The sequence below is a fragment of the Pseudomonas sp. PDM19 genome (genome assembly GCF_014852215.1).
Taxonomy (GTDB): Bacteria; Pseudomonadota; Gammaproteobacteria; order Pseudomonadales; family Pseudomonadaceae; genus Pseudomonas.
The window spans coordinates 444,702-469,880 of sequence record NZ_JACVBG010000001.1; the positions used below are offsets into that span (position 1 = coordinate 444,702).

Annotated in this window: 23 protein-coding genes; 13 read left to right on the forward strand and 10 right to left on the reverse strand. The window is 66.1% G+C overall.

The features are described 5' to 3' along the window. Nucleotides 1-24: 24 nt before the first annotated feature. Nucleotides 25-1,254, forward strand: a complete 1,230-nt coding sequence (locus tag IB273_RS01950) for an NADH:flavin oxidoreductase/NADH oxidase family protein (protein WP_192223073.1) — start codon at nucleotides 25-27, stop codon at nucleotides 1,252-1,254. A gap of 7 nt (nucleotides 1,255-1,261) precedes the next feature. On the opposite strand, the gene IB273_RS01955 is transcribed toward IB273_RS01950, so the two are convergent. Together IB273_RS01955 and IB273_RS01960 are read right to left on the reverse strand one after the other, a co-directional pair. Beyond that, on the reverse strand, nucleotides 1,262-1,909 hold the full coding sequence (locus IB273_RS01955; protein WP_192223074.1) for a TetR/AcrR family transcriptional regulator: 648 nt from the start codon (nucleotides 1,907-1,909) through the stop codon (nucleotides 1,262-1,264). A 64-nt stretch (nucleotides 1,910-1,973) separates the two neighbouring features. Then, nucleotides 1,974-3,554 carry a bifunctional 3-(3-hydroxy-phenyl)propionate/3-hydroxycinnamic acid hydroxylase gene (locus IB273_RS01960; protein WP_192223075.1) on the reverse strand — a complete coding sequence of 527 codons (1,581 nt, stop codon included), beginning with the start codon at nucleotides 3,552-3,554 and terminating at the stop codon, nucleotides 1,974-1,976. A gap of 264 nt (nucleotides 3,555-3,818) precedes the next feature. Here IB273_RS01960 and IB273_RS01965 point away from each other — a divergent pair, with 264 nt between their 5' ends. Further along, nucleotides 3,819-4,580, forward strand: a complete 762-nt coding sequence (locus IB273_RS01965; RefSeq protein ID WP_045207986.1) for a DUF599 domain-containing protein — start codon at nucleotides 3,819-3,821, stop codon at nucleotides 4,578-4,580. A gap of 66 nt (nucleotides 4,581-4,646) precedes the next feature. On the opposite strand, the gene IB273_RS01970 is transcribed toward IB273_RS01965, so the two are convergent. Continuing rightward, a complete protein-coding gene (locus IB273_RS01970; RefSeq protein ID WP_192223076.1) occupies nucleotides 4,647-4,868 on the reverse strand; it encodes a hypothetical protein in 222 nt (73 codons plus the stop codon). Nucleotides 4,869-5,029: 161 nt separating this feature from the next. Here IB273_RS01970 and IB273_RS01975 point away from each other — a divergent pair, with 161 nt between their 5' ends. The 8 genes from IB273_RS01975 to IB273_RS02010 all read left to right on the forward strand — a co-directional run bounded on the left by IB273_RS01975 (nucleotide 5,030) and on the right by IB273_RS02010 (nucleotide 13,080). Further along, a complete protein-coding gene (locus IB273_RS01975) occupies nucleotides 5,030-5,503 on the forward strand; it encodes a PaaI family thioesterase (RefSeq protein WP_192223077.1) in 474 nt (157 codons plus the stop codon). Then, nucleotides 5,500-5,946: a PaaI family thioesterase gene (locus IB273_RS01980; RefSeq protein WP_081516718.1), complete on the forward strand. Its 447-nt coding sequence runs from the start codon at nucleotides 5,500-5,502 to the stop codon at nucleotides 5,944-5,946. Before IB273_RS01975 ends, IB273_RS01980 begins: the two co-directional genes overlap by 4 nt. Continuing rightward, a complete protein-coding gene (locus IB273_RS01985; protein WP_192223078.1) occupies nucleotides 5,947-7,191 on the forward strand; it encodes an MFS transporter in 1,245 nt (414 codons plus the stop codon). 130 nt (nucleotides 7,192-7,321) lie between these two features. Beyond that, complete coding sequence (htpG, locus tag IB273_RS01990; protein ID WP_192223079.1) at nucleotides 7,322-9,220, forward strand: molecular chaperone HtpG; 1,899 nt, start codon at nucleotides 7,322-7,324, stop codon at nucleotides 9,218-9,220. Nucleotides 9,221-9,392: 172 nt separating this feature from the next. After that, entirely contained in the window at nucleotides 9,393-10,463 is a 1,071-nt protein-coding gene (locus IB273_RS01995; RefSeq protein ID WP_192223080.1) for an SMI1/KNR4 family protein, read from the forward strand. A gap of 2 nt (nucleotides 10,464-10,465) precedes the next feature. Then, on the forward strand, nucleotides 10,466-11,656 hold the full coding sequence (locus IB273_RS02000) for a DUF4303 domain-containing protein (protein ID WP_192223081.1): 1,191 nt from the start codon (nucleotides 10,466-10,468) through the stop codon (nucleotides 11,654-11,656). Nucleotides 11,657-11,714: 58 nt separating this feature from the next. Then, nucleotides 11,715-12,206, forward strand: coding sequence for a YfbM family protein (locus tag IB273_RS02005; protein WP_167523170.1), 492 nt, complete (start codon nucleotides 11,715-11,717; stop codon nucleotides 12,204-12,206). A 142-nt stretch (nucleotides 12,207-12,348) separates the two neighbouring features. After that, nucleotides 12,349-13,080: a dienelactone hydrolase family protein gene (locus tag IB273_RS02010; protein WP_192223082.1), complete on the forward strand. Its 732-nt coding sequence runs from the start codon at nucleotides 12,349-12,351 to the stop codon at nucleotides 13,078-13,080. Between the two features lie 42 nt (nucleotides 13,081-13,122). Here IB273_RS02010 and IB273_RS02015 read toward each other — a convergent pair whose 3' ends face one another. The 5 genes from IB273_RS02015 to IB273_RS02035 form a co-directional block, all read right to left on the reverse strand. Next, nucleotides 13,123-14,403, reverse strand: a complete 1,281-nt coding sequence (locus IB273_RS02015; protein WP_192223083.1) for a cytochrome c — start codon at nucleotides 14,401-14,403, stop codon at nucleotides 13,123-13,125. Next, the gene (locus IB273_RS02020; RefSeq protein WP_192223084.1) at nucleotides 14,400-16,637 is read right to left on the reverse strand and encodes a xanthine dehydrogenase family protein molybdopterin-binding subunit; all 2,238 of its coding nucleotides are present in this window, start codon (nucleotides 16,635-16,637) and stop codon (nucleotides 14,400-14,402) included. The genes IB273_RS02015 and IB273_RS02020 overlap by 4 nt, the downstream gene beginning before the upstream one ends. Next, nucleotides 16,634-17,125 carry a (2Fe-2S)-binding protein gene (locus tag IB273_RS02025; protein WP_151186694.1) on the reverse strand — a complete coding sequence of 164 codons (492 nt, stop codon included), beginning with the start codon at nucleotides 17,123-17,125 and terminating at the stop codon, nucleotides 16,634-16,636. Before IB273_RS02025 ends, IB273_RS02020 begins: the two co-directional genes overlap by 4 nt. Before the next feature lie 173 nt (nucleotides 17,126-17,298). Beyond that, nucleotides 17,299-18,552 (reverse strand): L-fucose:H+ symporter permease, encoded by a 1,254-nt coding sequence (fucP, locus tag IB273_RS02030; protein WP_151186695.1) that lies wholly within the window; start codon nucleotides 18,550-18,552, stop codon nucleotides 17,299-17,301. 146 nt (nucleotides 18,553-18,698) lie between these two features. Beyond that, nucleotides 18,699-19,565, reverse strand: a complete 867-nt coding sequence (locus tag IB273_RS02035) for a pirin family protein (protein WP_192223085.1) — start codon at nucleotides 19,563-19,565, stop codon at nucleotides 18,699-18,701. 130 nt (nucleotides 19,566-19,695) lie between these two features. Between IB273_RS02035 and IB273_RS02040 the strand changes: the two genes are divergently transcribed. The 3 genes from IB273_RS02040 (at nucleotide 19,696) to IB273_RS02050 (ending at nucleotide 23,834) form a co-directional block, all read left to right on the forward strand. Continuing rightward, the gene (locus tag IB273_RS02040; protein ID WP_151186696.1) at nucleotides 19,696-20,169 is read left to right on the forward strand and encodes a DUF3859 domain-containing protein; all 474 of its coding nucleotides are present in this window, start codon (nucleotides 19,696-19,698) and stop codon (nucleotides 20,167-20,169) included. 319 nt (nucleotides 20,170-20,488) lie between these two features. Beyond that, on the forward strand, nucleotides 20,489-22,450 hold the full coding sequence (locus tag IB273_RS02045) for a DUF1302 domain-containing protein (protein ID WP_151186697.1): 1,962 nt from the start codon (nucleotides 20,489-20,491) through the stop codon (nucleotides 22,448-22,450). Between the two features lie 13 nt (nucleotides 22,451-22,463). Continuing rightward, nucleotides 22,464-23,834, forward strand: a complete 1,371-nt coding sequence (locus IB273_RS02050; RefSeq protein ID WP_192223086.1) for a DUF1329 domain-containing protein — start codon at nucleotides 22,464-22,466, stop codon at nucleotides 23,832-23,834. A 140-nt stretch (nucleotides 23,835-23,974) separates the two neighbouring features. Here the strand turns inward: IB273_RS02050 and IB273_RS02055 are convergent, their stop codons facing one another. Together IB273_RS02055 and IB273_RS02060 are read right to left on the reverse strand one after the other, a co-directional pair. Then, nucleotides 23,975-24,232: a hypothetical protein gene (locus IB273_RS02055; protein WP_192223087.1), complete on the reverse strand. Its 258-nt coding sequence runs from the start codon at nucleotides 24,230-24,232 to the stop codon at nucleotides 23,975-23,977. Between the two features lie 432 nt (nucleotides 24,233-24,664). Further along, on the reverse strand, nucleotides 24,665-25,102 hold the full coding sequence (locus IB273_RS02060; protein ID WP_192223088.1) for an Lrp/AsnC family transcriptional regulator: 438 nt from the start codon (nucleotides 25,100-25,102) through the stop codon (nucleotides 24,665-24,667). Nucleotides 25,103-25,179 lie beyond the last annotated feature (77 nt).

The following is a 25,179-nucleotide window of genomic DNA, read 5'->3' on the forward strand; positions in this document are numbered from 1 at the left end:
AGTGATTAACGGAGAAGCGATCCCATGAGCACCCTGTTCGAACCGTTGCGCCTGCCCAACGGGCAGGTGATCCGCAACCGCATCGCCAAGGCGGCGATGGAAGAAAACCTCGCCGATGCCGACCACGCGCCTGGCGAAACGCTGCTGCGCCTTTACCAGCGGTGGGCCGAGGGCGGGGCCGGGCTGATCATCACCGGCAACGTGATGGTCGACCGCCGCGCGTTGACCGGCCCGGCCGGCGTGGTGCTGGAGGACGACCGTCTGCTGCCGCGCTTCAGGCGCTGGGCCGAGGTCTGTCGCAGCCAGGGCGCGCAGGTCTGGATGCAGGTCAACCATCCTGGCCGCCAACTGATGGCCGACCTTGGCCAGCAAGCCCTCGGGCCATCGGCTATCGCCGTGGACATTCCCGGTTTGAAGGGCGTCTTCGCGCAGCCGCGTGCCTTGTCCGGCGCGGAAATCGACGGGCTGATCCAGCGCTACCTGAACACCGCTCTGCTGGCCGAGAGCGCCGGGTTCACTGGCGTGCAGGTACATGCCGCGCATGGCTACCTGTTCAGCCAGTTCCTCTCTCCGCTGAGCAATCAGCGCAAGGACGACTGGGGCGGTAGCCTGGAGAACCGCGCGCGCATCCTGTTGCGCACGGTGGAGGCGATCCGCGAGCGGGTGGCTCCGGAATTCTGCGTGGCGGTGAAGCTCAACTCCGCCGATTTCCAGCGCGGCGGTTTCGAGGCGCGGGACGCCGAGGCCGTGGTGCGTCTGCTCAACGAGCGCGGCGTGGACCTGGTCGAGCTGTCCGGCGGTAGCTACGAAAGCCCGGCGATGCAGGGGCAGACTCGCGACGGCAGCACACTGGCGCGGGAGGCCTACTTCCTCGAGTTCGCCGAGCGTATCGCCGCGACGGCACGCATGCCGCTGATGGTCACCGGTGGCATTCGCAGGCGCGAGGTCGCCGAACGCGCCCTGCAGGGCCCGGTGGCGATGGTGGGGATGGCCACGGCCCTGGCAGTCGATCCCACGCTGCCACGGCGCTGGCAGGCCGGCGAGGGCGCACAGGTCGAACCGATAGTCGTGGCGTGGAAGAACAAGGCCTTCGCCGCCGTGGCGACCCAGTCGGTGGTGAAGAAGCAACTGACGCTGCTCAGCCAGGGCCGCCCGACCAACCCGCGCACTTCGCCACTGCTGGCGCTGATCGGCAACCAGCTGAAGCTGCGCAAGCTGTCGCGCCGCTACCGGCTCTGGGTCGCTCAGGCCTGAGGCGCGTTCAGTCGCCCTGCGGCAAGGGCAGGGCGGCTAGCTTCGCCGCCCTGGCGGGAGTGGCGCCGAGAGCGCGCAGGACCATCTCGCTGAGCAGGATGTCCTGGCCCTCCGGCGCCCGGCCCTCGAGGCTGGCGCGGATGGCTCCGGTGGCGCAGGCAAGCACCAGGTCCAGGGCGACATCTTCGTTCGCGTAGTTGAAGACGCCTTCGGCCTGCCCGCCGCGCAGGTCGTCGCGAACATGGTTGGCCAGCGTCGAATGCATGGCCTGGTCATAGTGGATCACCCGCAGTAGCGCGCTGGCCCATTGCGGGTCGGCCTGTGCATGCAGGACGAACATGCGCACGCCGATGGCCAGCCGTCGGGCACCGCTGGAAATGCCGGCGCTGAGCTGGGTGATGGTCTCGGAGAAGTCGCCGGCCAGCGAGATGCCCACGGCCTCGGCCAGCTCCTCGCGGGTCTTGAAGTAGTTGTAGATGGTGCCGGTGGAGACCTGTGCCTCGGCGGCCAGGTCCTGGAACACCGTGGCCGCGATGTCCTGCCGGGCGAACACCCGCAGCGCCGCATCGAGCAGTCCCTGGCGGGTGCGGGCGCGCTTCTTGTGGCCGCGGGTGAGGGGTTCGCTGTGGTCTTCGCGGGGCTGGCGGTCGGTCATGGCGATCATTCGTCTGCGGGGCTGCGGCGATGATACGGGATGCCCATGGCCAACCGGTACCCGCTCATGCCCGCAGCAGCGCCTGGCAATGGCGCAGCAACTCGGCGGCCTGCTCGGGCCGGCCCTGATGCATGATGATGCGGTCCGGGCGCACCACCACCAGCGTCGGATCAGGCCAGGGCGCGAGCAGTGATCCGTCGAGGGTTTCGGCGAGATCCACGCGGCTGTCGTCGCGGGCATGGACGATCTGCAGGAAGCTGCCTCCCAGTTCCAGCCATTGCTGCTGTTGCGCAGCGTCGAGCCACTGGCGCGGGTCGGTGCCCAGGCCGACCAGTTGCAGGCGATCGCCCAGCAACTGGTCACTCAGGCAGATGCGTCCGGCGTTGCGCACCCAGCCCTGGGGGAACAGCCCGCCGCTGACCAGTCGCGCCTGCCGCGGGCTGCGCACGAACAGGCCGCGGCGGAAGCGGTGCTTGGGCTTGATGTCCAGCTCCTCGAAGTGTCGCCGCGCCGCCGGGATCAGCCGCAGTGTCTTCATCAGGCCGTGGATCAGGGCGGCGGCCAGGGCATTGCCGGGCATGACCAGGCGACCCATGAGCTTGGCCAGGTCGATCATCTCCCGCGCGTGGGGCTGGCGCTCCTGATCGTAGCTGTCGAGTATCCGCGGCGAGGCGCGTTCCTGGAGTACCCAGGAGAGCTTCCAGGCCAGGTTGGCCACGTCGCGCAAGCCGGCCACCAGCCCCTGGCCGACGAAGGGCGGAGTGATGTGCGCGGCATCGCCGACGAGGAAAATCCGACCCTGCTGGAAGCGTTCGCAGCAGCGGGCGTGGAAGCGATAGACCGCCTGGCGCTCGATGGTCAGGTGCTGCGGCTCGATCCAGGGCGCCAGCAGGCTGCGGATGCGCTCCTGGTCTTCCATTTCGTCGCGGGTTTCGCCGGGGCGGAGCATGAACTCCCAGCGCTCGCGGCCGCCGGGGGCGGGCATGTGCGGTGTCGGCCGGCGGTGGTCGCAGAGGAATTCGACGTGGTCGATGGCCTTTCCCTGGCGTGAGCCGGCATCGACGATCAGCCAGTCCTCGGAATAGCTCTGGCCGTTGAATTCCTGGCCGATCAACCCGCGTACCCGCGAGCTTGCGCCGTCCGCGCCGACCAAATAGCGGCAACGTACATGGTGCTGCACGCCGGCTCCGTCAAGCAGGGTGGCGCTGACGCCGCAGTCGTTCTGGGTGAACTCCTGCAATTCCAGGCCTCCCCGGCAGCGCAGATTCTCGTAGTGCCGGGCCTGTCGGCGCATCGCCTGTTCGAGGTCCGGTTGGTAGAAGGTCACCAGTTTGTGGTGGCCGTCGATGCGGCCGCTGGTGTTGGCCTGGCCGAACTGGCCGACGATGGGGCAGTGCATCTTCACCTGGGGGGTGACCACGGTTTCGAACGCGTCTTCCTCCAGCCCGGCGAGCTGGAGGATGCGCAGCGCTTCGTTGTCCAGGGCGATGGCGCGCGGCATGGGCAGGATGTCATGGGCCTTGTCGATCACCAGGGCGTCCACGCCATAGCGGCCGAGCAGGGCAGCCAGCGTCGCGCCGACCGGGCCATTGCCGATCACCAGGACATCGACCGATTCGGGAAGGAGCTCATTGTTGTTATGCATTGGGAGATCCGCAGCCAGAAGTGGGCCCGGATTCTTGCTGATCCGGGTGAGGCGGAATCTAACAAAAATGACGAGTACGTCAATATTGGCTTTTTATTCAGAAATTCTTCCGATCTGATCGGGTCCCTGGACAGGCAATGTCGATGGCGGGGCGCAGCGGAAGAGGGCGTTGCCCTGGGAAGCGGAAATCGTGTCTTGAGGGTAGGATCTGGCGTCTATCGGCTGCGTACTGACTTCATCCCGTCTCGAATCGCAAGGAAATCCATGACCGACGTCGTCGACCTGTTCGACATCCAGTATTTCTGGAACCTGCTCGCCATCCTCTGGTTCCTCTTCTGCTGGATCGGCTACACCCGCTATGCCAAGACCAAGGCCCGCGACACCGCGTGCCTGGCCAGCGTGCTGCACCTCTACCGCCAGGACTGGATGCGCCGCGTGCTGCTGCGTGACAACCGTGTGGCGGACGCCAGCGTGATCGGCAACCTGGAGCGCAACGCCTCGTTCTTCGCTTCCAGCACCCTGATCATCCTGGCCGGCATCCTTACCCTGCTGGGCTCCGCCGAGCGCACGATCTCCGTGCTGGCCGACCTGCCCTTTGTCACGGCGCCAACCCGTGGCCTGTCGGAGTTGAAGCTGCTGTGCCTGGCGGTGGTGTTCGTCTACGCCTTCTTCACCTTCAGCTGGTGCATGCGCCAGTACAACTTCGCGGCGGTGCTGATCGGCTCCGCGCCCATGGTGGGGGAGCGCAACGTCGGCGAGCTGGAGCGCAAGTCCTTCGCCGAGCGGGCGGCCCGCGTGGTGTCGCTGGCGGCGCACCAGTTCAACCAGGGGCTGCGGACCTATTACTTTGCCCTGGCCATGCTCGCCTGGTTCATCAACCCGTGGATCTTCATGCTGGTGACGGCGGGCGTGGTGGGCGTGCTGTACCAGCGCGAATTCCACTCCAGCGTGCTCCACGTGATGGTTTACACGCCGACGCTGCAGGGCGACGCGCCACGGGACAATGACATTCCCCCCAGCGGTTGACCGGCAAACGACAGAAACGACAAGGCCCGCATAGTGCGGGCCTTGTTTTGTGCGGCAAAAGCGCTGTTATTGCTGCTTCTGCTCGCCGGTGGGCTCCTGCGGCGCGGTGGCCGGGGCAGCCGGAGCAGCCGGGGCGGCTTCAGGTGCCGGCGGGGTGGTCGGCGCCGGAGTTGCCGGCTGCTCGGTCGCGGCGGGTGCGGCCGGCGCTTTCGGCTCTTCTTTCTTGTCGCAGGCGGCAAGGCCGAGACCGGCAACGATCAGCAGAGCGAAGGGAAGGGTTTTTTTCATGCGGAGCCTCCATGTGCGGCTTTCCTGGTGTTAGCCCTTTGAACAGAGGTTGTGTGAATTAGTTCAACGAATATTCCGCAGGCCCTGTAATCCATCACTGCAGGAGTGACAACGCACGGGGTATGATGCGGCCCCGTGCAGTCAATCGGTCGACCCCTCCCATGTCCGAAAACCCACTCCTGGAGCGTGCCCAACGCTTCCTGTCGGCGCTGCGCCACTGCCAGTTGCTGGGCATCAGCGCACACGCGGCGGACGCTTCCGGCCTGACCCTGCGGCTTCCCTACAGCGAGGCCATCGTCGGCAATCCGGAGACTGGCGTGATCCACGGCGGCGCCATCACCACGCTGATGGACACCACCTGCGGCATCTCCACCGTCTGCGTGCTGCCGCAATTCGAGATATGCCCGACCCTGGACCTGCGCATCGACTACATGCACCCGGCGCAGCCGCACAAGGACGTCTACGGATTCGCCGAGTGCTACCGGGTCACCCCGAACATCATCTTCACCCGCGGCTATGCCTATCAGGACGACCCCTCGGAGCCCATCGCCCACGTAGTCGGCACATTCATGCGCATGGGCAAGGCGGTGTCCGCCGGCGCCGTGAAGCGTGACGTCGAGGGGGGCCTGGGATGAGCGCGGTGAACATCGAGGCGATGGTGCGTGCGGCGCACGAGAGCAAGAACTACGACCCGCTGCTGGACATGATTCCCTACGCCAGGCTGCTGGGCATCCGCTGCCTGCGCCTGGGCGACGATGCGATCTTCCACCTGCCGGCCAACCCGGACAACATCGGCAACCCGACGCTGCCGGCCCTGCATGGCGGGGTGATCGCCGGCTTCATGGAACAATCGGCGCTGCTGCACCTGCTGATGTTCATGGGCATCCCGCACATGCCCAAGATCATCGACTTCTCCATCGATTACCTGCGCGCCGGGCACTTCCGCGATACCTACGCGCAGTGCCAGGTCTGGCGCCAGGGCCGGCGCGTGGCCAACGTCGCCATCACCGCCTGGCAGACCACCCGCACCGAGCCCATCGCCACCGCCCGCGCGCACTTCAAGGTCGACGGCGCCTGAATGGACACGCTGCTGATCCTGCTCGGCCTGCTGCTGATCCTCGCCGGGTACGTCTGGCTCATCGCCCGCGCCTTCGAGCGCAGCCTGTTCTGGGGGCTTGCCAGCCTGCTGCCGCCGCTGGCAGTGCTGTTTGTGCTGATTCACTGGCGCCACGCGCGCAGTGCCGTCGCTCTCGGTGGGCTGGGCTGCATTCCGCTGGTGGTCGGCCTGACCCTGCTGGCCAGCCACGACAGCGCGCGCCTGGAGGCCATTCTGCGCCTCGAATGGCTCAAGCCTGAACCGGTCGTGCAGCCTGAACTGGCCATCGACCTGCGTGGCGAGCTCAACGGCAAGCCGTTCGTGCCCGAGCAGGCCGAGTTCATCGACGGCGTGCTCAGCCTGCGCGAAGGGCAGGATTTCTATGCCCATCGCGAAGTCCAGGTGCGACTGGCGGCGCCGGTCAGCGGCCCGCTCCGGCTGGATGTGCTGCCCGACGACAAGGGCCGCCTGCCGGAAATCGAAGTCAGTTGGCTCGCCCCGGGCCAGGACCTGCCCGAGGCGGTGCGCCTGCAACGCGGCTACAGCCTGCACCTGGACCTGACGCCCAAGGCCCCCAACCGCATGGAAGGCGTCTTCCACCTGGTGCTGCCGGCCGAGATGCGCACCACGCTGTCCGGCACCATCGAAGTCTTCACCGACCGCCTGCGCTACATAGGCGGTGAGGTGGATACCCGCTTCGACTCCCGCGACACCCTGAGCCACGTCCTGCAGGACTACCTGCAGCGCCGCTTTGCCCGGCGTGACGTCGCCATCAGTCGGATACCGACCCTGGATCCCCAGCGGGCTTCCCAGGAGGTCCCGTTGACCGTCGAGATGGACGGGCAGGCGCAGGACCTGCAGGTGAAGCTGGAGAAGAGCCCGACGCGCGGCTGGGGTGTGCACGGTGACCACTATCCGCGATTGAAGGCGGCCAGCGTCTCCGCAGCACCGGTTCCTGCGCCTGCCCCGGCGGCAACGAGCGCCTCGGTGCCGCCGGCGGCGGAAAGCGGTCGCCTGGCGCTGGAGCGGTTGCAGGCCAACCCGCAGCGCTACATCAATCGCAGCATGCGCGTGACCACCGAGCGCGGGCGTACCGCCGAGGGCGTCTTCGTCGGCCTGAATGCCGACGGCCGTGTTGTCATTCGTCGGGTCATCGAGGGGCCGGGCGAGGCCAGCTACACGCTGCGCCCCAGCGAAATCACAGATATCGAGTTGCCGGCGCACTGACCCTCGGCCGGCGCTCTGCCATCGCAGCACCAGGGATTTTTCGCCAACCCCTTGAATTGGTTCGGGAAGCCCCCATCTCGCTGACATCGGCCGCATGACGCGGCATTTGTCATCCTCGGAGCGAGAAACAATGAGCGCGGAGACTCAAAAAGAAACACTGGGCTTCCAGACCGAAGTGAAGCAGCTGCTTCACCTGATGATTCATTCCCTGTATTCGAACAAGGAAATCTTCCTTCGCGAACTGATTTCCAACGCCTCCGACGCCGCCGACAAGCTGCGTTTCGAAGCCCTGGCCAAGCCGGAGCTGCTCGAAGGCGGCGCCGAGCTGAAGATCCGTGTGAGCTTCGACAAGGACGCCAAGACCGTCACCCTCGAAGACAACGGCATCGGCATGAGCCGCGAGGAGGTCATCGCGCACCTGGGCACCATCGCCAAGTCCGGCACCGCCGACTTCCTGAAGAACCTTTCGGGTGACCAGAAGAAGGATTCCCACCTGATCGGCCAGTTCGGCGTGGGCTTCTACAGCGCCTTCATCGTTGCCGACAAGGTGGACGTGTTCACCCGTCGCGCCGGTGCCCCGGCCAGCGAGGGCGTGCACTGGTCGTCGAAAGGCGAGGGCGAGTTCGATGTGGCGAGCATCGACAAGACCGAACGCGGCACTCGCATCGTCCTGCACCTCAAGGACGGTGAAGACGAGTTCGCCGACGGCTGGCGCCTGCGCAACATCGTCAAGAAGTACTCCGACCACATCGCGCTGCCCATCGAGCTGCCGAAAGAGGCTGCTGGCGAAGACGCCCCGGCTGAGACCGAGTGGGAAGTGGTCAACCGCGCCAGCGCCCTCTGGACCCGTCCGCGCACCGAGGTGAAGGACGAGGAATACCAGGAGTTCTACAAGCACATCGCCCATGACTTCGAGAACCCGCTGACCTGGAGCCACAACAAGGTCGAGGGCAAGCTCGAGTACACCTCGCTGCTCTACGTCCCGGCCCGCGCGCCGTTCGACCTGTACCACCGCGAGGCCCCGCGCGGCCTGAAGCTGTACGTGCAGCGCGTGTTCATCATGGACCAGGCCGACCAGTTCCTGCCGCTGTACCTGCGCTTCATCAAGGGTGTGGTGGACTCCAACGACCTGTCGCTGAACGTCTCCCGCGAGATCCTGCAGTCCGGCCCCATCGTCGACTCGATGAAGTCCGCGCTGACCAAGCGCTCCCTGGACATGCTGGAGAAGCTGGCGAGCAACGACGCCGAAGCCTACAAGGGCTTCTGGAAGAACTTCGGCCAGGTGCTGAAGGAAGGCCCGGCCGAGGACTTCGCCAACAAGGACAAGATCGCCGGCCTGCTGCGCTTTTCTTCCACCAGCGACGAGAGCGGCGAGCAGAGCGTTTCCCTGGCCGACTACATCGGTCGCCTGAAGGAAGGCCAGGACAAGATCTACTACCTCACCGGCGAGAGCTTCGCCCAGGTGAAGAACAGCCCGCACCTGGAAGTCTTCCGCAAGAAAGGCATCGAAGTGCTGCTGCTCACCGACCGCATCGACGAGTGGCTGATGAGCTACCTGCCCGAGTTCGATGGCAAGCAGTTGGTCGACGTCGCCCGTGGCGACCTGGACCTGGGCAGCCTGGACTCCGACGAGGACAAGAAGGCCCAGGAAGAGATCGCCAAGGCCAAAGAGGGCCTGGCAGAACGCCTGAAAGCCGCGCTGGGCGATGAAGTCGCCGAGGTCCGCGTGTCCCACCGCCTGACCGATTCGCCGGCGATCCTCGCCATCGGCGAACAGGACCTGGGCCTGCAGATGCGCCAGATCCTCGAGGCCAGCGGGCAGAAGGTGCCGGAAGCCAAGCCGATCTTCGAGTTCAACCCGGCCCACCCGCTGATCGAGAAACTCGACGCGGAAGCCGACGAAGAGCGCTTCGGCGAGCTGACCCACATCCTCTTCGACCAGGCCGCCCTGGCCGCGGGGGACAGCCTGAAGGACCCGGCCGCCTACGTGCGCCGCCTGAACAAGCTGCTGGTGGAGCTTTCCGCCTAACCCTCTGCGAGGGTTGGAACAGACGCCACGATTTCAGTGCTGGAATCGTGGCGTTTTTCATTGCGCAGGACTGTCAAGGACCGCTGCAAGGATATGCCGATGCAGGCCATCAAACGCTCGGCAAGCTGACTCGGCGCAAGCACGAAATGCTGCGCCCCCAAGGGAGAATGGAATGACGCAACCTGTCGCAAGAACAACCGGGGCCTTCGAAGGCTTCGATCTTGAAGGCTTCTGGGACGATGGCGACTACTCGCTCAGCCACTACACCGAGCCAGCCCCCAGCGACGAACTGATTGCGCAGATCGAGGCGGAGTGCGGCTACCGCTTGCCGGATGCCTACGTGGAGCTGGCGCGCCTGCGCAATGGCGGTGCTGTCGAGCGCTGTTGCTATCCGATGGATGAGCCGACCGGCTGGGCCGAGGATCACATCGCGATCACTGGCCTCTACGCCATCGGGCGCACCGCTACCTATTCGCTGTGCGGTGATCTCGGCTCGGCCTTCATGCGCGCCGAATGGGGCTATCCCGACATCGGTATCGGTATCGCCAACACTCCCAGCGCCGGGCACGAGATGATCATGCTCGACTACCGCCTGTGCGGGCGGCAGGGGGAGCCACGGGTAGTGCATGTCGATCAGGAAGCCGACTTTGCGATTACCGAGGTCGCGCCGGACTTCGCGACCTTCATCCGCGGGTTGGTCAGCGAGGATGAGTTCAACGACGACGCCGAAACCCTCGAAGCCGACCTGGCCACGGTGCAGCGCGGCACGCTGTCGCCCATTCTGCGCCGCGCGCTGGAAGCAGCGGCGACGGAGCTGCCCGATGGCGAGCTGCGAATCCGCCGCCTGGCCGAGCGGATCGTCCGCGCCAAGGGCTTCTTCGCCCTGCATGCCGACGCGGATTCGCATTTGATGTACGACGCCATGTTCTGGCTGTTCTCCCATCTCAAGCTCGCCGAGTCGTACGAAGACTTCCATGACTGCTCCCGGGAGCAGAGCGACTACCGGCGCCCCTGCTACACCCTGATGCTGACCACCAGCTATGTGGCCGACCCCTACGGATTCTGCACCGGCGGTTATGCCCCTGGCTTCCTCAGTGACTGGTGGGAGGCACGGCTCGCCGCCGGCAGCATCGTTCACGTCGAGGGTGGCTACCGCTTCGCGGCGGACTATGCGGCCGGGTTGGTTCGTACCCTGGCGGCGATAGACGAACCGTCAATACAGGTCAGCGCTACCGGAGAGTGAGGATGCCCCCGAAGCAGAAGTTCGACTGGAAGGCCCTGGAAAACGTCGCCGTGGACCATGTGGTGAATGCAGTACGCAAGATTCGCCGTGACCATCCGGACGAGACCGTCTACGGCGCGATGTTCCACGAGTTCTACGGCGACGGCTCGGTGCTCTATTGGCCGATGGTGACGGTCGCTACGGAAGAGGTCCTGGCCCAGGTGGCCGCAGACTACGACGACGATGGCGAGGACCTGCGCTGGTCCGGCCCGGACCTGAGCCAGCACGCCGAGGACCATGGTTTCGAGCCGGGCGACGAGCAGGATCAATGGGCGACGCAGTGTGCCGAGTTCGCGCAAGCCACGGCCAAGGGCAGCTTCAGCGCCTGGGAGGCGGTCTATGACCGCTTCCTGCACTGTTTCCCCCGTGCGGCCAAGCGGGCCCGTGCTCAGTTGCTCAAGGAGGGCCTGGTCGACAGGCACTTCATCGCCGTCGCCACCGATGAAGCGGGCGACCTGGTGCCGCTCAGCCTGACCCGCGCGCAGCTGCTGCGGCACTTCCCGATGTACGACGAGGCCGAGCGCGAACGTGCGCGCATCGCGGCGTTGCCACTGGCGGAACAGGTCGCTGAAGTGGTGCCGCAAGCCGTGCGAGCGGTTGCGCCCGGATCGCTGCTCGGCGAGTACGACGCCCTCGTCCGCGCCCTGGGCGAAGCCGCCATACCGGCGCTGCTCGACGTCGTCGCCGGGCGTAGTGCCGGCGAAGCGTGGCAGGCGAGCATGCTGCTGGCCGAGATCAACCACTCGACGCCCGACGTCATCAGCACGCTGGAAACCGCCCTGTGCAGCGCGGCTTCCAGCGAAAGCGAGCGTGCCTGGGCCGCCTCAGCCCTGGCACGGCTCGACCGCATGGACCTGATTGCCGCGCATCTGAACGGCTTGCCCGCCGAAGTGGCCGCGCGTGGGCTCAGCGCTCCCTACCGCTCCTTCCGCGATCGTGGCCAGCACCAGCCCTTGGACTACCGCCCGCTCGAAGCGGTGCTGGAGCAGCACCCGGCTATTGCGCCAGCAGTCGCCGAGGCTTTGGCGCCTGGCTGTGGCTTCTGCACGCTGCAAGCCGACGAAGTGGTGGCGGCGCAACGGGGGCTGACCTCGAAGTGGGCCTTCATCCGCGAGCATGCCCGCGATGTGCTGGAGGCGTTCGAACAGCAGTGATGCTCACCAGACCAATGCGACAAGCCCTGGAACTTCAACGCACACGGGAAGAATCAACATGGGAATCCAGGCCGTCTATCTGAGCGTGGATGACGCCGCGCTCAAGCGCCTCGGCGAAGCGCCGGCTGAAGAGTTGCTCGATCTGGTCGAAGCGCTCGAGGAAGCAGACTGCCCGCAAGTCGGGCTGGACAAGCTGTGGGATGGCCTGCACTTCCTGCTCACCGGCGTGTCGGCCAGTTCGCCGATCGAAGGCAACCCGCTCAGCGAAGCGGTGGTCGGCGTGCAGGTCTTCGATTGCGACGATTTCATTGCCTGCACAAGGAGCGAGGAACTGCCGGCTATCGTCGCTGCGCTCGATGCGGTGTCGATCGATGAAGCGCTGGCCGCCGCGGATTTTGCCAGGTTCCGCAAGGCCAAACTCTACCCGAAGATCTGGACGGACGATCCTTCGCAGCTCAAGGCTGAACTGGAAGAAGCCTTCCGGGAACTGCGCGACTTCTATCATGTCTGCGCCACTGAGCAGCGACATGTGCTGGTCAGCATCTACTGAAGGGGCGGGCGCAGCCGAGGCCTTGCACTGTGCCTCCTGCTGCCGCTTGCCCTGAAACATTCACCCACCGAACCCGAGATAGTCGAGTAGGCTTGTTCCCGGTTCGATAGGCATCCCCGGCATTTACCAGAGGACTACCCCGATGAGTCAGATCAGCGTGCAACCCGTCGCCTACAGCGTCGATGGCCAGGCCTTCGAAGGCCAGTTGGTATTCGATGCTTCCAGCACTGCGCCGCGTCCCGGCCTGCTGATGGCGCCGAACTGGATGGGCGTCAGCCAGGGCGCCCTGGACACCGCCCGCAAGGTCGCCGAGCGCGGCTACGTGGTGCTGGTGGCCGACCTCTACGGCAAGGATGTACGTCCCAACGGCCCGGACCAGGCTCTCGCCGCCATGATGCCGCTGAAGAACGACCGCTCGCTGCTGCGCCAACGCATGCAGGGCTCGCTCAAGGCGCTGCTGGAGCAGGCCGGCAAGGCGCCGCTGGACACCGCGAAGCTGGCCACCTTCGGCTTCTGCTTCGGCGGCTGCTGCTCCCTGGAACTGGCCCGCGATGGCGCTCCGGTGGCCGCCGCCGTTTCCTTCCACGGCACCCTGGACACGCCGAACCCGGCGGACGCGAAGAGCATCAAGGGCGCGGTGCTGGTCCTCGACGGCGCCATCGACCCGCTGGTGCCGCGCGAGCAGCTGGGCGAGTTCGCCAGGGAAATGACCGCCGCCAATGTCGACTGGGCCCTGACCAGCTACGGCGGCGCCGCGCACTCCTTCACCGACCCGCACGCGCAGGTACCGGGCAAGATGCAGTACGACGCCAAGGTGGCGCGTCGCGCCTTCGCTGCGATGTTCGACCTGCTGGACGAACGCTTCGGCGCCTGACCGGGTCGGGGGAGGGCAGCGAGCGGCTCCCCCGTGCCGGATTCAACGCAGCTTGGCCACCTTGAACTCCAGGTCCGGCCAGGCTGGCAGGCCGGCGAAGTCCTCCCGCAGATAGCGCGCCAGCGCGATGATCTGCTCATTGTTCAGGCTGTTGCGGAAGGCCGGCATGTAGCCCAGCTCCGGCCGCGCCGGGTGGCCGATGCCGTCCAGGATCACCCGCAGCAGATTGTCCGGCGTGGCCGCATGCAGGTTGTTGCTCACCGCCAGCGATGGCCGCACGCCATTGAGCTTCGGGCTGTCGCCGTCATGGTGGCAGGCCATGCAGGCGCCATTGAATATCCGACCACCGCTGCCACTGACGGGCTGCAGCGTGCCGTAGGTGCGCTGCTCCAGTTCGACGGCCCGTTGCTCCGGTGAGAAGTCGCCGGTTTGCTCCGGGAGGAAGGTCGCAAGATAGCGCGCCATGGCTTGCAAGTCGGCGTCCGGTTGCTGCGTGAGCCCGGCGGCTACCGGCGCCATCGGGCCGGCGGCGGCTCCGTGGTAGCGCGAGAAGCCGTTGCGCAGATAGTCGTACAGCGTCGCCTGGGTCCACGGGATGGCGGGTTTGCTGCCACCGTTGAGCGGCGGAACCTGCCAGCCGTCCACCGTTGCGCCGGCGAAGCGATCCTTGCCGGTGCGCTCGGCGCCCAGCGCGTTGCGTGGCGTGTGACAGGCGCTGCAATGACCCAGCCCTTCCACCAGATAGGCGCCACGATTCCACGCGGCATCGCGATGCGGCTGCGGCTGGAAGACGCCCTTGTCGAAGAACAGGAAGTTCCAGCCCGCCATGATCCGGCGCTGGTTGTAGGGGAAGGGCAGGCGGTCGTCCGGCGTATCCGCTACGACGGCCGGGCGGGTCATCAGGTAGGCGTACAGGTCGCGCAGGTCTTCGTCTCCGACACGGGTGAACGCGGTATAGGGGAAGGTCGGGTAGAGGTAGTCGCCCTCGCGCGAAATGCCTTCGCGCATCGCCCGCTTGAAGGCTTCGAAGGACCAGACGCCGATACCGGTCTCGCGATCCGGAGTGAGGTTGGAGGTGTAGAGCGTGCCGAAGGGCGTCACCATGGCGCGACCGCCGGTCAGTGGCGCGCCGCCGTCACGGGTGTGGCACACCGCGCAGTCGCCGAGCGCAGCCAGCTGCTGCCCGCGGGCGATGGCTTCGGCGCTGAAGCTTTGGGCAGCCGGCGGGTCGATCGGAGCGATGCTCGGTTTCCCGGTGGCGATCATTCCCGTCACGACGAGTGCGGCCAGCCCGCCGATAATGGCCAGAGAGGTCTTGTTCATGACGCTTGTTTCTCCTGCAGCGCGGCGCGAACCCGCTCGGGCGTGAACGGTGGACGGGTGAAACGCACGCCGGTGGCGTCGTACAGGGCATTGGCGATGGCTGCGGCGCTGGGCACCGAGGTGGACTCGCCGGCCCCCAGCGGCGGGGTGCCGGGGCGGTCGAGCAGGAGCGCGGTGATCTTCGGCACCTGTGGGAACCCGAGGATCGGATAGCCGCCCCATTCCAGGCTGGTGACCCCGCTGCGGTCGAACGTCGAGTACTCCATCAGTGCCCGGCTGGTCGCCTGGATCACGTTGCCGTGGACCTGATGGCGCACGCCGTCGGGGTTGACCATCTGCCCGCAGTCCTGCGCGACGTGGACGTCGGTTACGCGGACGGCGCCAGTGTGCGGTTCGACCTCGACGTCGACGATCCAGGCGGCCCAGGCCGAACCGAACCCCGGGAAGTCGCTGTGGAAGTACCGCGCATAGGCGAAGCCGCGGCCGACCAGCAGATTGCCCTGGCGCGCCTGCGGATTGGGTGAGGCGCGCGGCTGCCAGTGGGCGGACGCGGCCAGTGCCCTGATCAACGTGACCGCGCGCTCATCGTGCAGGTAGCGCAGGCGGAACTCGATGGGGTCGGCGCCGGCCATCTGTGCCAGTTCGTCGATATAGGACTCGTGAGCGAAGACGTTGGGCAATGCCGACACCCCGCGCATCCACGACGCCCGGACAATGGGCGCGGCGTCGTTGCAGACCACGCGCATGTGCGGGTAGGCGTACTGCGGCACGGCGGTGCGGTCGCCCATCCGCGTCACCTGGGGCTTGGCGTCCACCTTCGAGGTGAGCAGCAGCGCGAGGTTGATGCCGTTGTTGGAGGGGTAGCAGGTGGCGAAGTCGTAGGCGGCCACGTTGCCGTCCTTGTCCAGCCCGCCACGGACTTCGATCAGTTGCGCCGAGCCCTTGGGTTCCCAGCCGTGTTCCTGTTCGCGCATCAATTGCACACGCACCGGGCGGCCGACAGCCAGGGCGAGCAGGGCGGCGTCGGCGGACACGTCATCGGCGCAGTTGCGCCCGTAGCAGCCGGAGGCTTCCATCCTGATGACTTCGACCTGCTCGGGTTGCATGCCCAGCAGCGTTATCAGGTCGGCGCGCAGGTCGTGGGGATTCTGGCTGCCGGACCAGACCTTCATCACGCCGTCCTCGAGGTTTGCCAACGCACAGGACGGGCCGATGGAAGCATGCTGCTGGTAGGGCCAGACGTAGGTGCGCTGCAGCGGACGGTCGACCTGCCTGAGCACGGCATCCATCTGCGCGTCGTCCTGCAGCATGCGTGGCTGCTTGGGGTGCTCGCGGAGGGTCTTTTCCAGGTCGTCGAGGCCCAGCGGCGGCAGGTCGCTCCAGCTTTTCCAGCGGACCTTCAGCGCCCGAGCGATGCGGATCGCCTGCTCTTCGCGCTCGGCCACCACGCCGATGAAGTCCCCGATCACCACCAGGCGGACGAAGCCGGGCAACCGGGCCACGGATTGCTCATCGACTTCCAGCCGGCTCCGGCCCAGGGGCGCGTTGACGTCGGCCCCGGTGTAGGGCGGGCGCACCACGCGGCCGTGGAGCATTCCCGGCAGGCGCATGTCGTGCACGTAGGTCAGCCCCCCGGTGACCTTGGCCGGGATATCCAGGCGCGGTACCGAATGGCCGACCACCCGGTATTCGCTGTGTGCTTTGAGCGGCGCGCTGGCGTTGATCTTCAGCTCGAAGCGCTGCCCTTGCAGCAGCTCGCCATAGCCGATACGGCGCGCCGGTTTGCGTTTGACGAAGATGGCGCCGTCAGCGCAGTCGAGCTGCCGGATGTCGGTCCTCAGGACCTGTGCCGCGCGTTGCATCAGGAATTCCCGTGCTTCGGCCGCCGCGCGCCGCAGGGGAATGGCGCTGACTTGGATGCTCGAGCTGGCGATGGTCGGCCCCTGGTCGGGGGTGTAGCGCGTATCGCCCAGCAGCAGGGTCACCTGATGGATATCGACATTCAGCTCCTCCGCGACGATCTGGCTCAGGGCGGTGCGGATGCCGGTGCCCAGATCGACATGGCCGCAGGCCGCGGTGATGGTGCCGTTGGCGGCGATGGCGATGAAACTGTCGACCTGATCGAGCGGCAGCGTGGCGTCAGTGCCCTGTGCGAGCGACAGGCGTGGCAGCTGGACGCTGACCAGCAGCACGCCGCCGGCCTTGAGGAAGTTGCGGCGGCTGAGCAGGGTCATGCGGGGCTCCCCTGTCCGTCGTCACCGCTGCGGCCGGCGGCCCTTCTCACGGCGTTGAGGATTTCAATATGGGTACCGCAGCGGCACAGGTTGTAGGCCAGTTCCTGGCGAATCTCATCGTCGCTGGGCTTGGGGTTGCGCGCGAGCAGCGCGGCGCTGGTCATGACCATGCCGTTGGTGCAGTAGCCGCACTGCGCGGCCTGCTCGTCGATGAAGGCCTGCTGCACCGGATGCGGGGCCTCCAGCGTGCCGAGGCCTTCCAGGGTGGTGACCTGGCGCCCTAGGGCGGCAGAGACCGGCGTGATGCAGGAGCGGGTGGCGACGCCATCGAGGTGGACGGTGCAGGCGCCGCACTCGCCCAGGCCGCAGCCGAACTTGGGGCCGTTGAGCTGCAGGTCGTTGCGCAGGACGTACAGCAGGGGCGTATCGGCTGCCACGGCGAGCTGTCGGGGCTGGCCGTTGACGACCAGCGAGAGGGGATCAGCCATGGGGTGGGCTCCTTCCTGAGAGTGTCGTGCCCGACACCTGGCGTCGGCCGGGCATAGGGAAAAGGAAGGAAGTCTTCGGGAGCAGCCTGACGCCAGCTAGGGCGCGCAGGCCGAAAGGGCTGTAGGAATCAGGTGATAGGGGCGCAGGTACTGCGCCCCGTCAGGGATCTGCGTCAGGCGTTGCCGGCGGGAGCCGTGGAGGCCTGGTCGGCGCGATAGCCGCGTGCGCCGAACCAGACGATGTACAGGTAGCAAACCAGCGGTACGGCGAACGAAGGCAGCAGGCCGATACGGTCGGCGAAGAAGGCCTGCACCAGCGGCATCACGGCGCCGCCGACGATGGCCATGCAGAGCAGGCCGGAACCCTTGCTGGTGAGGTTGCCCAGGCCTTCCAGGGCGAGGGAGAAGATGGTCGGGAACATGATCGAGTTGAACAGGCCGATCAGGATCAGCGCCCACATCGCCACGTGCCCGCCGATGCTCAGCGCGATGCCGATCAGCACGGCGATGGCCACGGCGTTGAAGGCCAGCAGGCGGTTCGGCGCGATGGCGCGCATCAGTGCGCTGCCGATGAAGCGGCCGACCATGGCGCCACCCCAGTAGAACGACAGGTACTTGCCGGCCTGGTCCGCCGGCAGCCCGGCGATATCCGGCTGGCCCATCAGGCTGACCAGGTAGCTGCCGATGGACACCTCGGCGCCGACGTAACAGAAGATCGCGATGACCCCGAAGACCAGGTGGCGGTGGGCGAAGATCGACTGGCGCCCGGCCACGCCGTCGGTGGGCTCGCCGTGGTGGATCTTCGGCAGGCGGAACAGGGCGATCAGCACGGCGATGGCGAACAGCAGGCCGGCCAGCACCAGGTAGGGGGTCTTCACAGAGTCCGCTTCGCTGGCGGCGGAGCTGCCGATCTGCGAGGCGGCGCCGGCGCCGATGGCGAGAATGGTCACCGAGCCCACCAGCGGGCCGACCGTGGTGCCCAGCGAGTTGAAGGCCTGGGTCAGGTTAAGCCGGCTGGCGGCGGTGGCCGCCGGACCGAGTATGTTCACGTAGGGGTTGGCCGCGACCTGCAGCAGGGTGATGCCCGAGGCGAGGATGAACAGCGCGGCGAGGAAGAACGGGTAGGACTGCGCGCCGGCCGCCGGGTAGAACAGCAGGCAGCCGATGCCGGCGGTGGCCAGGCCGACGATGATGCCGCTCTTGTAGCCGACCTTCTCCACCAGTCGCCCGGCGGGGAAGGACATGATGAAGTAGGCGCCGAAGAAGCAGAACTGCACCAGCGAGGCCTCAACGTAGGACAGGGTGAAGACTGCCTTGAGGTGCGGCACGAGGATGTCGTTCAGCGAAGTGATCAGGCCCCACATGAAGAACAGCAGGGTCAGCACGGTGAGGGCGCTGGTGTGGCGGTTGGCGGTCGACTGGTCCATCACGGACTCCTTGGGCCAGAAGTAGCGGGCTTGCCGTCGGCAAGGGTTCGGGGCGCGCGATGGTGCGGCAAGCCGCTGCGCAAGTCCTCAGGCATTCGCCGGTTCTGGCTGCGTGGCGGCGATTTCTGATCGGCGTCTCTGTATGGCTAGCGCGGCAGTTCGATGCGTTCCTGCTCGCCCGGCACCGTCGGCCAGTCACGGGCGGCCCAGCGGGCGCGGGCGCTGTCGATCAGATCGGGGTCGCTGGCGACGAAGTTCCAGTTCATCCGCCGGGGCCCGTCCAGCGCGTCGCCACCGATCATCACGGCGTGGCAGTCGCCACAGGCGGAAAGGGTGAAAGTCTCGCCTTCCGGCAGCACGATCAACTGGTGCAGCGGCAGCGATTCGTCGTCCAGCAGCGCTTCGCCTTCGATCAGGTATAGCGCGCGCTCGGGATGTTCGTCCGGGATCGCCAGGGTCGCGCCGGCGCTGAGTTGCAGGTCGGCGTAGAGCGTCTTCGAACGCACCGGCACCGGCGACTCCAGGCAGAAGCCGGAGCCGGCGATCATGCGGACGCGCACGCCCAGGCTGTCGCTCTCCGGCAGGCTGGCGCTGGCGTGGTGGCTGTAGCTGGGTTCGCACCCTTCCAGCTCGCGCGGCAGGGCCAGCCAGACCTGCAGACCATGCAGGCGCGAGCCGCTGTGCAGCAGGTCGGCCGGGGTCCGCTCGACATGGGCAACGCCGCGCCCGGCGGTCATCCAGCTGACGTCGCCGGACAGCACGAGCTGGTCCGAGCCGAGGCTGTCCTTGTGCTGGACCTGGCCTTCGAACAGGTAGGTGAGGGTGGACAGGCCGATGTGCGGGTGCTGGCGGATGTCCATGCCGTGCTCCGGCGCGAAACTGCTCTCGAGCATGTGGTCGAAGAACACGAAGGGCCCGACGCTGCGGCGCTGGGCCGAGGGCAGGGGCCGCAGGATAGGCACGCCCTCGACGTCTTCGGCGCGTGGGCGGATGGCTAGCAGGCTGTCGCTCATGATGGTGTCCAGTGGTCCGATCCACGCATGATAGACGCTTGGCGCCGCACCGACCCGCGCGGCGTCAAGCTGTCATCAGGCTGTCACGGCGATGTCATAGCCTCGCGCGGACCCCAACAAGGAGCGCGACATGTCCATTTCCCGCCTGCCAGCAGTCCTGGCTCTCTCCCTGACTTGTGCCTTCGCTTCCTCGGCCTTTGCCGAAGTGCGCGTCAACGGCCCGGTGGAGTACGGCGTCTTCGTCAGCAACTACAAGGATTACCAGCCCGGTGAGCGCGTGCTGACCAGCAGCAAGGAGCAGCTGGAGTCCACGACCCGCGTTCCGGCCAAGCTGGGCACCAAGTTCGGCATGCGCTACCAGCTCAGCGGCAAGCAGGAAGGCGACACCCCGCTGACCCTGCTGTACTTCACCCCCGGCGTGGTGACCCCGGACGGCCAGCGTCACGACAAGCTCGAGGTCGTGCAGAAGCTGGTCGTGGGCGCGCCCACTGACGTGATGGCCTACCAGTTCACCGAGAACCACGAGGTGGTGCAGGGCCAGTGGCGCTTCATGGTGTTCCAGGGCGACCGCCTGCTGGCAGAGAAGACCTTCACCGTCGAGTAAATCTCGCTGTGTGAACTCTCTGTAAGAGAAAAGCCCGGCCATGTGCCGGGCTTTTCTTTGCCCTTTGAAAGGCACGGATTACATCCTTTCCATTGGCAGGGGAGAAACAGTTTGTTACTTTGCCTGCACGATAGTCCCAACTCCCGGCGTGCAAGCAGAAGAGGAGAGGGGGCCAAGGCGCCCGAAAGCGCTCTGGCAGGAGTGTTACTGCACGGTGGCCCGGTTATTCCGAGGTCGTCGGCAGCCGAGAAACGAATAAGAACAGCGCCGGCCGCAATGACCGGGGCGATAAATCTTGGCCATGGAGGTAATGCTGTCTATGAACAGTCGATTGGGTGCGCGTTCGTCCATTTTCTGGGCGCCGCGGCGGGCGGGGGCGGTAATGGGACTCTTGCCGCTGCTGGTGGCGGGGTCGGCCCAGGCCCTGGAGTTCAAGCTGGCCGAGAACGAGATCACCGGCTCGCTCGACAGTACGTTGTCCTACGGCGCCATGTGGCGCGTGCAGGGGCGTGACAAGAGCAACATCAGCGACATCAACGCCGACGACGGCAACCGCAACTTCGATACGGGCCTGGTCTCCCAGGTCTTCAAGCTCACCTCCGATCTCTCGGCCAAGTACCAGAACTACGGCCTGTTCATGCGTGGCACTGCCTATTACGACACGCAGATCATGGACAAGCGCAACGACTACTACGACACCACCAATGGCGTGGAGCGTCCCAGCCAGTCGTTCCCGCAGGACGATCATTTCACCGACGACACCCGCCACATCGCCGGGCGCAAGGCCGAGCTGCTGGATGCCTACCTGTCCGGCAGCTGGGACGTCGCCGAGCACCCGCTGACCGGCCGCGTTGGCCGCCAGGTGCTGAACTGGGGCGAGGGTGTGTTCTACCGGGGCGGCATCAATACCATCAACCCGGTGGACGCCGCGCGCTTCCACCTGCCGGGCTCGGAACTCAAGGAAGTGCTGGTGCCGACCGAGGCGCTGAGCCTCAACTTCGGCCTCACCGACGACCTCTCCATGGAAGGCTTCTACCAGTGGAAGTGGAAAGAGACCCGCCTGGACTCGGTAGGCACCTACTTCTCCGACACCGACCTGTTCAGCGACGGCGGCAACACCGCCTACACCACCGAGGACAACCCGCTGATCAAGGAGCTGCTGGCCGGCTACCCGACCGTGGCTTCCCTCGGCCTGCTGGGCAACGGGCCGCATGGGCCCAACTCCTACCTGAACCCCAATACCGGCACCTTCAAGGTCGCCAACGTCGGCAAGGACATCGAAGCCAGCGACAGCGGCCAGTTCGGCGTGGCGTTCCGCTACATCGCCGAGGAACTGAACTCCACCGAGTTCGGCTTCTACTTCGTCAACTACCACGCCAAGGAGCCGCAGATCGCCGTCGACCTGCGCGGTTACCAGGGGGTTGATGTCGACGAACTCAACTCGCTGCTCGGCCCGCTGGGCCTGGGCGAAGCGGTGCCGGGGCTGGCCACGCTGGACATGGCGAGCAACGCCGAAGCACGCCGTGACTACGTCGAAAACATCCGTATGTACGGCTTCAGCTTCAACACGACCCTGGGCGATGCCTCGGTGTCCGGCGAGATTGCCTACCGGCCGAACATGCCGATCAGCATCTCCGCCACCGACGACCTGCTGGGCGACCTGCTGACCCAGGGCGTGCTTGGCCAGACCAACCTGTTCGATGCCAACACGCCGGCCGGCCAGGCCTGCGCCCCGGTGGCCGGCAAGCAGCTGTGCCGTGGCGAGCTGTTCGAGAACTACGAGCGTGCCGAGACCTACAACATCTCGCTGTCGACCATCTACAACTTCGGCCCGCACCTGACCTTCGACTCCATGACCGGCGTGGCCGAGCTGGCCTCCGAGCACATCCGCGGCAGCAGCCTGGAATACACCGCCTGGGACGGCAGCAAGCGCAAGTTCGTCGGCGCCCAGGACAAGGCCTACGTCGGCGGCAATGACGATGACGTGCAGATCAGCCGCGACAGCTACGGCTACACGCTGCTGCTCACCGGCAGCTGGAACGACGTCTACGCTGGGGTGAAGCTTTCGCCTTACGCCGTCTACCAGGAGGACTTCAGCGGCAACTCCGACCGCACCGGCAATTTCATCGAAGGCCGCAAGGCCTACACCCTCGGCATCGACGCCAGCTACCTGAACACCTTCGAGGTCGGCACCCAGTACACCAGCTACTACGGCGCCGGCTCCAGCAACTCCGCGCGTGACCGCGACAACGTCTCGATCACCGCGAAATACTCGTTCTGATCCGGAGAGAACCATGTACAAGAAGAGTTCCCTGATCGTCCTTGCCACGCTGACGGCCCTGGCCGTCACCGATGCGCGTGCTGCCGTCTCGGCCGACCAGGCCGCCCAGCTCAAGAGCAGCCTGACGCCCATGGGCGCGGAAAAGGCCGGCAATGCCGCCGGCAGCATTCCCGCCTGGAGCGGCGGCCTGACTTCTGCGCCCGCCGGCTACAAGGGGCCGGGCTCGCACCATGTCGACCCGTTCGCCGGCGAGAAGCCCAAGTTCGTCATCACCAAGGCCAACCTCGACCAGTACAAGGCCAACCTGACACCGGGGCAGATCGCGCTGTTCAACGCCTACCCGGACAGCTACCAGATGCCGGTCTACGAGACCCACCGCACCGGCTCGGCGCCGCAGTGGATCTACGACAACATCTACAAGAACGCCACCAGCGCCAAACTGGTGGAAGGCGGCAACGGCTTCTCCGATGCCTACGGCGGCGTGCCGTTCCCGATCCCGCAGAGCGGCGTGGAAGCAGTGTGGAACCACATCGCCCGCTACCGTGGTACCTACATCGTGCGGCGCTCATCCCAGGCCGGTGTACAGCGCAACGGCGCGTACGCGCTGGTGACCTCGCAGGACGAGGCGCTGTTCCGCTTCTACGACCCCAAGGGCAGCTTCGAGAAGCTCGGCAACACCATGTTCTACTACATGACCTTCACCACCGCCCCGGCCCGCCTGGCCGGTAACGGCGCGCTGGTGCAGGAGACCCTCGACCAGGTCAAGGAACCGCGCCAGGCCTGGGGCTACAACCCCGGCCAGCGCCGCGTGCGCCGCGCCCCGACGCTGGCCTACGACACCCCGATCGAAGACTCCGATGGCCTGCGTACCGCCGACGACACCGACATGTACAACGGCGCGCCGGATCGCTACGACTGGACCCTGGTGGGCAAGAAGGAAATCTACATCCCCTACAACAACTACCAGATCACCAGCCCGGAGGTTAAGTACAAGGACCTGCTCACCCCCGGCCACGTCAATCCCAAGTACACCCGCTACGAGCTGCACCGCGTCTGGGTGGTGGATGGCAAGCTGAAGGCCGGCGCGCGGCACATCTACTCGCGCCGCACCCTCTACCTCGACGAGGACAGCTGGGGTGCCGCCGTGGTGGACCAGTACGATGGTCGCGGTGAACTGTGGCGTGTGTCGCTGGCCTACCTGAAGGGCTTCTACGAGCAGCCGATGGTGTGGACTGCGCTGGACACCTTCCACGACCTCCAGGCACACCGCTACAGCATCCAGTGGCTGGACAACGAGGAGCCGGGCACCGCTGACTTCAGTCAGCCGGCGCCGGACGATTCCAACTTCAGCCCGTCGGCGCTGCGCCGCAAGGCATCGCGCTAAGCGTGTGAACGACAAAGGCCCCGAAAGGGGCCTTTGTCTTTTTCGTCTCCCGGGCGCTGTGACGGGTCAGGCAGGCGCTCCGGGTAGGATGGCGTGGAGCGCAGCGATACCCATCGTCCGGCAGCGCTCCGAACCTTCCGCTACGCCCGTGCCTGTGCCTTTGCCCGAGACCGAGCTTCGGCGGCGGCGTACAGCTGGGCTGAATCTTTTGCGAGGTATTCCAGGCAGGCGAATGTGCCGGCCAGCACATCCGTCGACGGATTCCCGTGGTCGGAAATACCGGCGAGGAAAGTGAGCATATTGCACAGGGCCTGATGACGGCAGTCGGCGGCGTCTTGGAGCGACAGGTTGGAAATGTCGTCTTTGAGGTGGAGCAGGGATGGTGCTGTGAAATTCATGATTGTATCCCCTATTTGCGGAGTTTCCACGTCCTGACGCCAATCAGGGTGGGTGGACCGTACAGGTTGGCGTACCGGAATAGGAGACCGGCGCATCCGAAGATGCCCTGCACGGTCCCCCCATAACGCAGGTGCAACCATGCCAGGTACCGAGAGATTCTCGGCACCTTCCTATTTCCGGGACGCCAATCCCGAACTGCCAAGGTGGGGCAGCGAGGCAAAGTTAGGGACTCAAGGGTAGGGTGTCAATCCAGCCGTGCTGGCCGTGAGGTCGGGCGGATTAAACGCGTCGCTGTATGCGCCCTGCGGAGTGCGCAGGCTCGGAAATGCGGCGCCGGACGGGCTTGATGGGTATCGCTGCGCTCCACGCCATCCTACGTCGAGCCTGGATCATTTTCGGCGCCGGGTAGGGCTGAGATCGTAGGGCGGGCTTCACGCCATCGGCGGCAACCGCCGCTTCACCGGGCTCTTCTTGACGATGGCGGTGTTGGTCTCGGCGAAGCCGTTGAGGTGATCGAGAATCTCGTCCAGTTGCTCCATGGAGCGCACGCACATCCGGGCGTAGAAACAGTCCTCGCCGGTCACCTTGTCGCACTCGGTGAATTCGGGGATCGCCAGGATCTGCTTCTCCACATCCTGCAGTTTCCCCGGCAGCGGGCGCACCCGGACGATGGCCTGTAGCTGGTAGCCGAAGGCGCGCGGGTCGACGTTCACCGTGTAGCCGGTGATCACCTGGCGCTCCTCTAGCTTGCGCAGGCGCTCGGCGACGCTGGGCGAACTCAGGCCGCTGACCTGGGCCAGGGCCTTGAGGGAAAGGCGCGAATCCTCCATGAGCGCGGAGAGAAGCAATTGGTCGATGTCGTCGGTCATCTTTGCCTCGAAAGGTGAAGTCGAAGAGTTGCCTTGATAATAAAGGTGATCTCTGGGATTTGCCTGCGCCAGGCGAT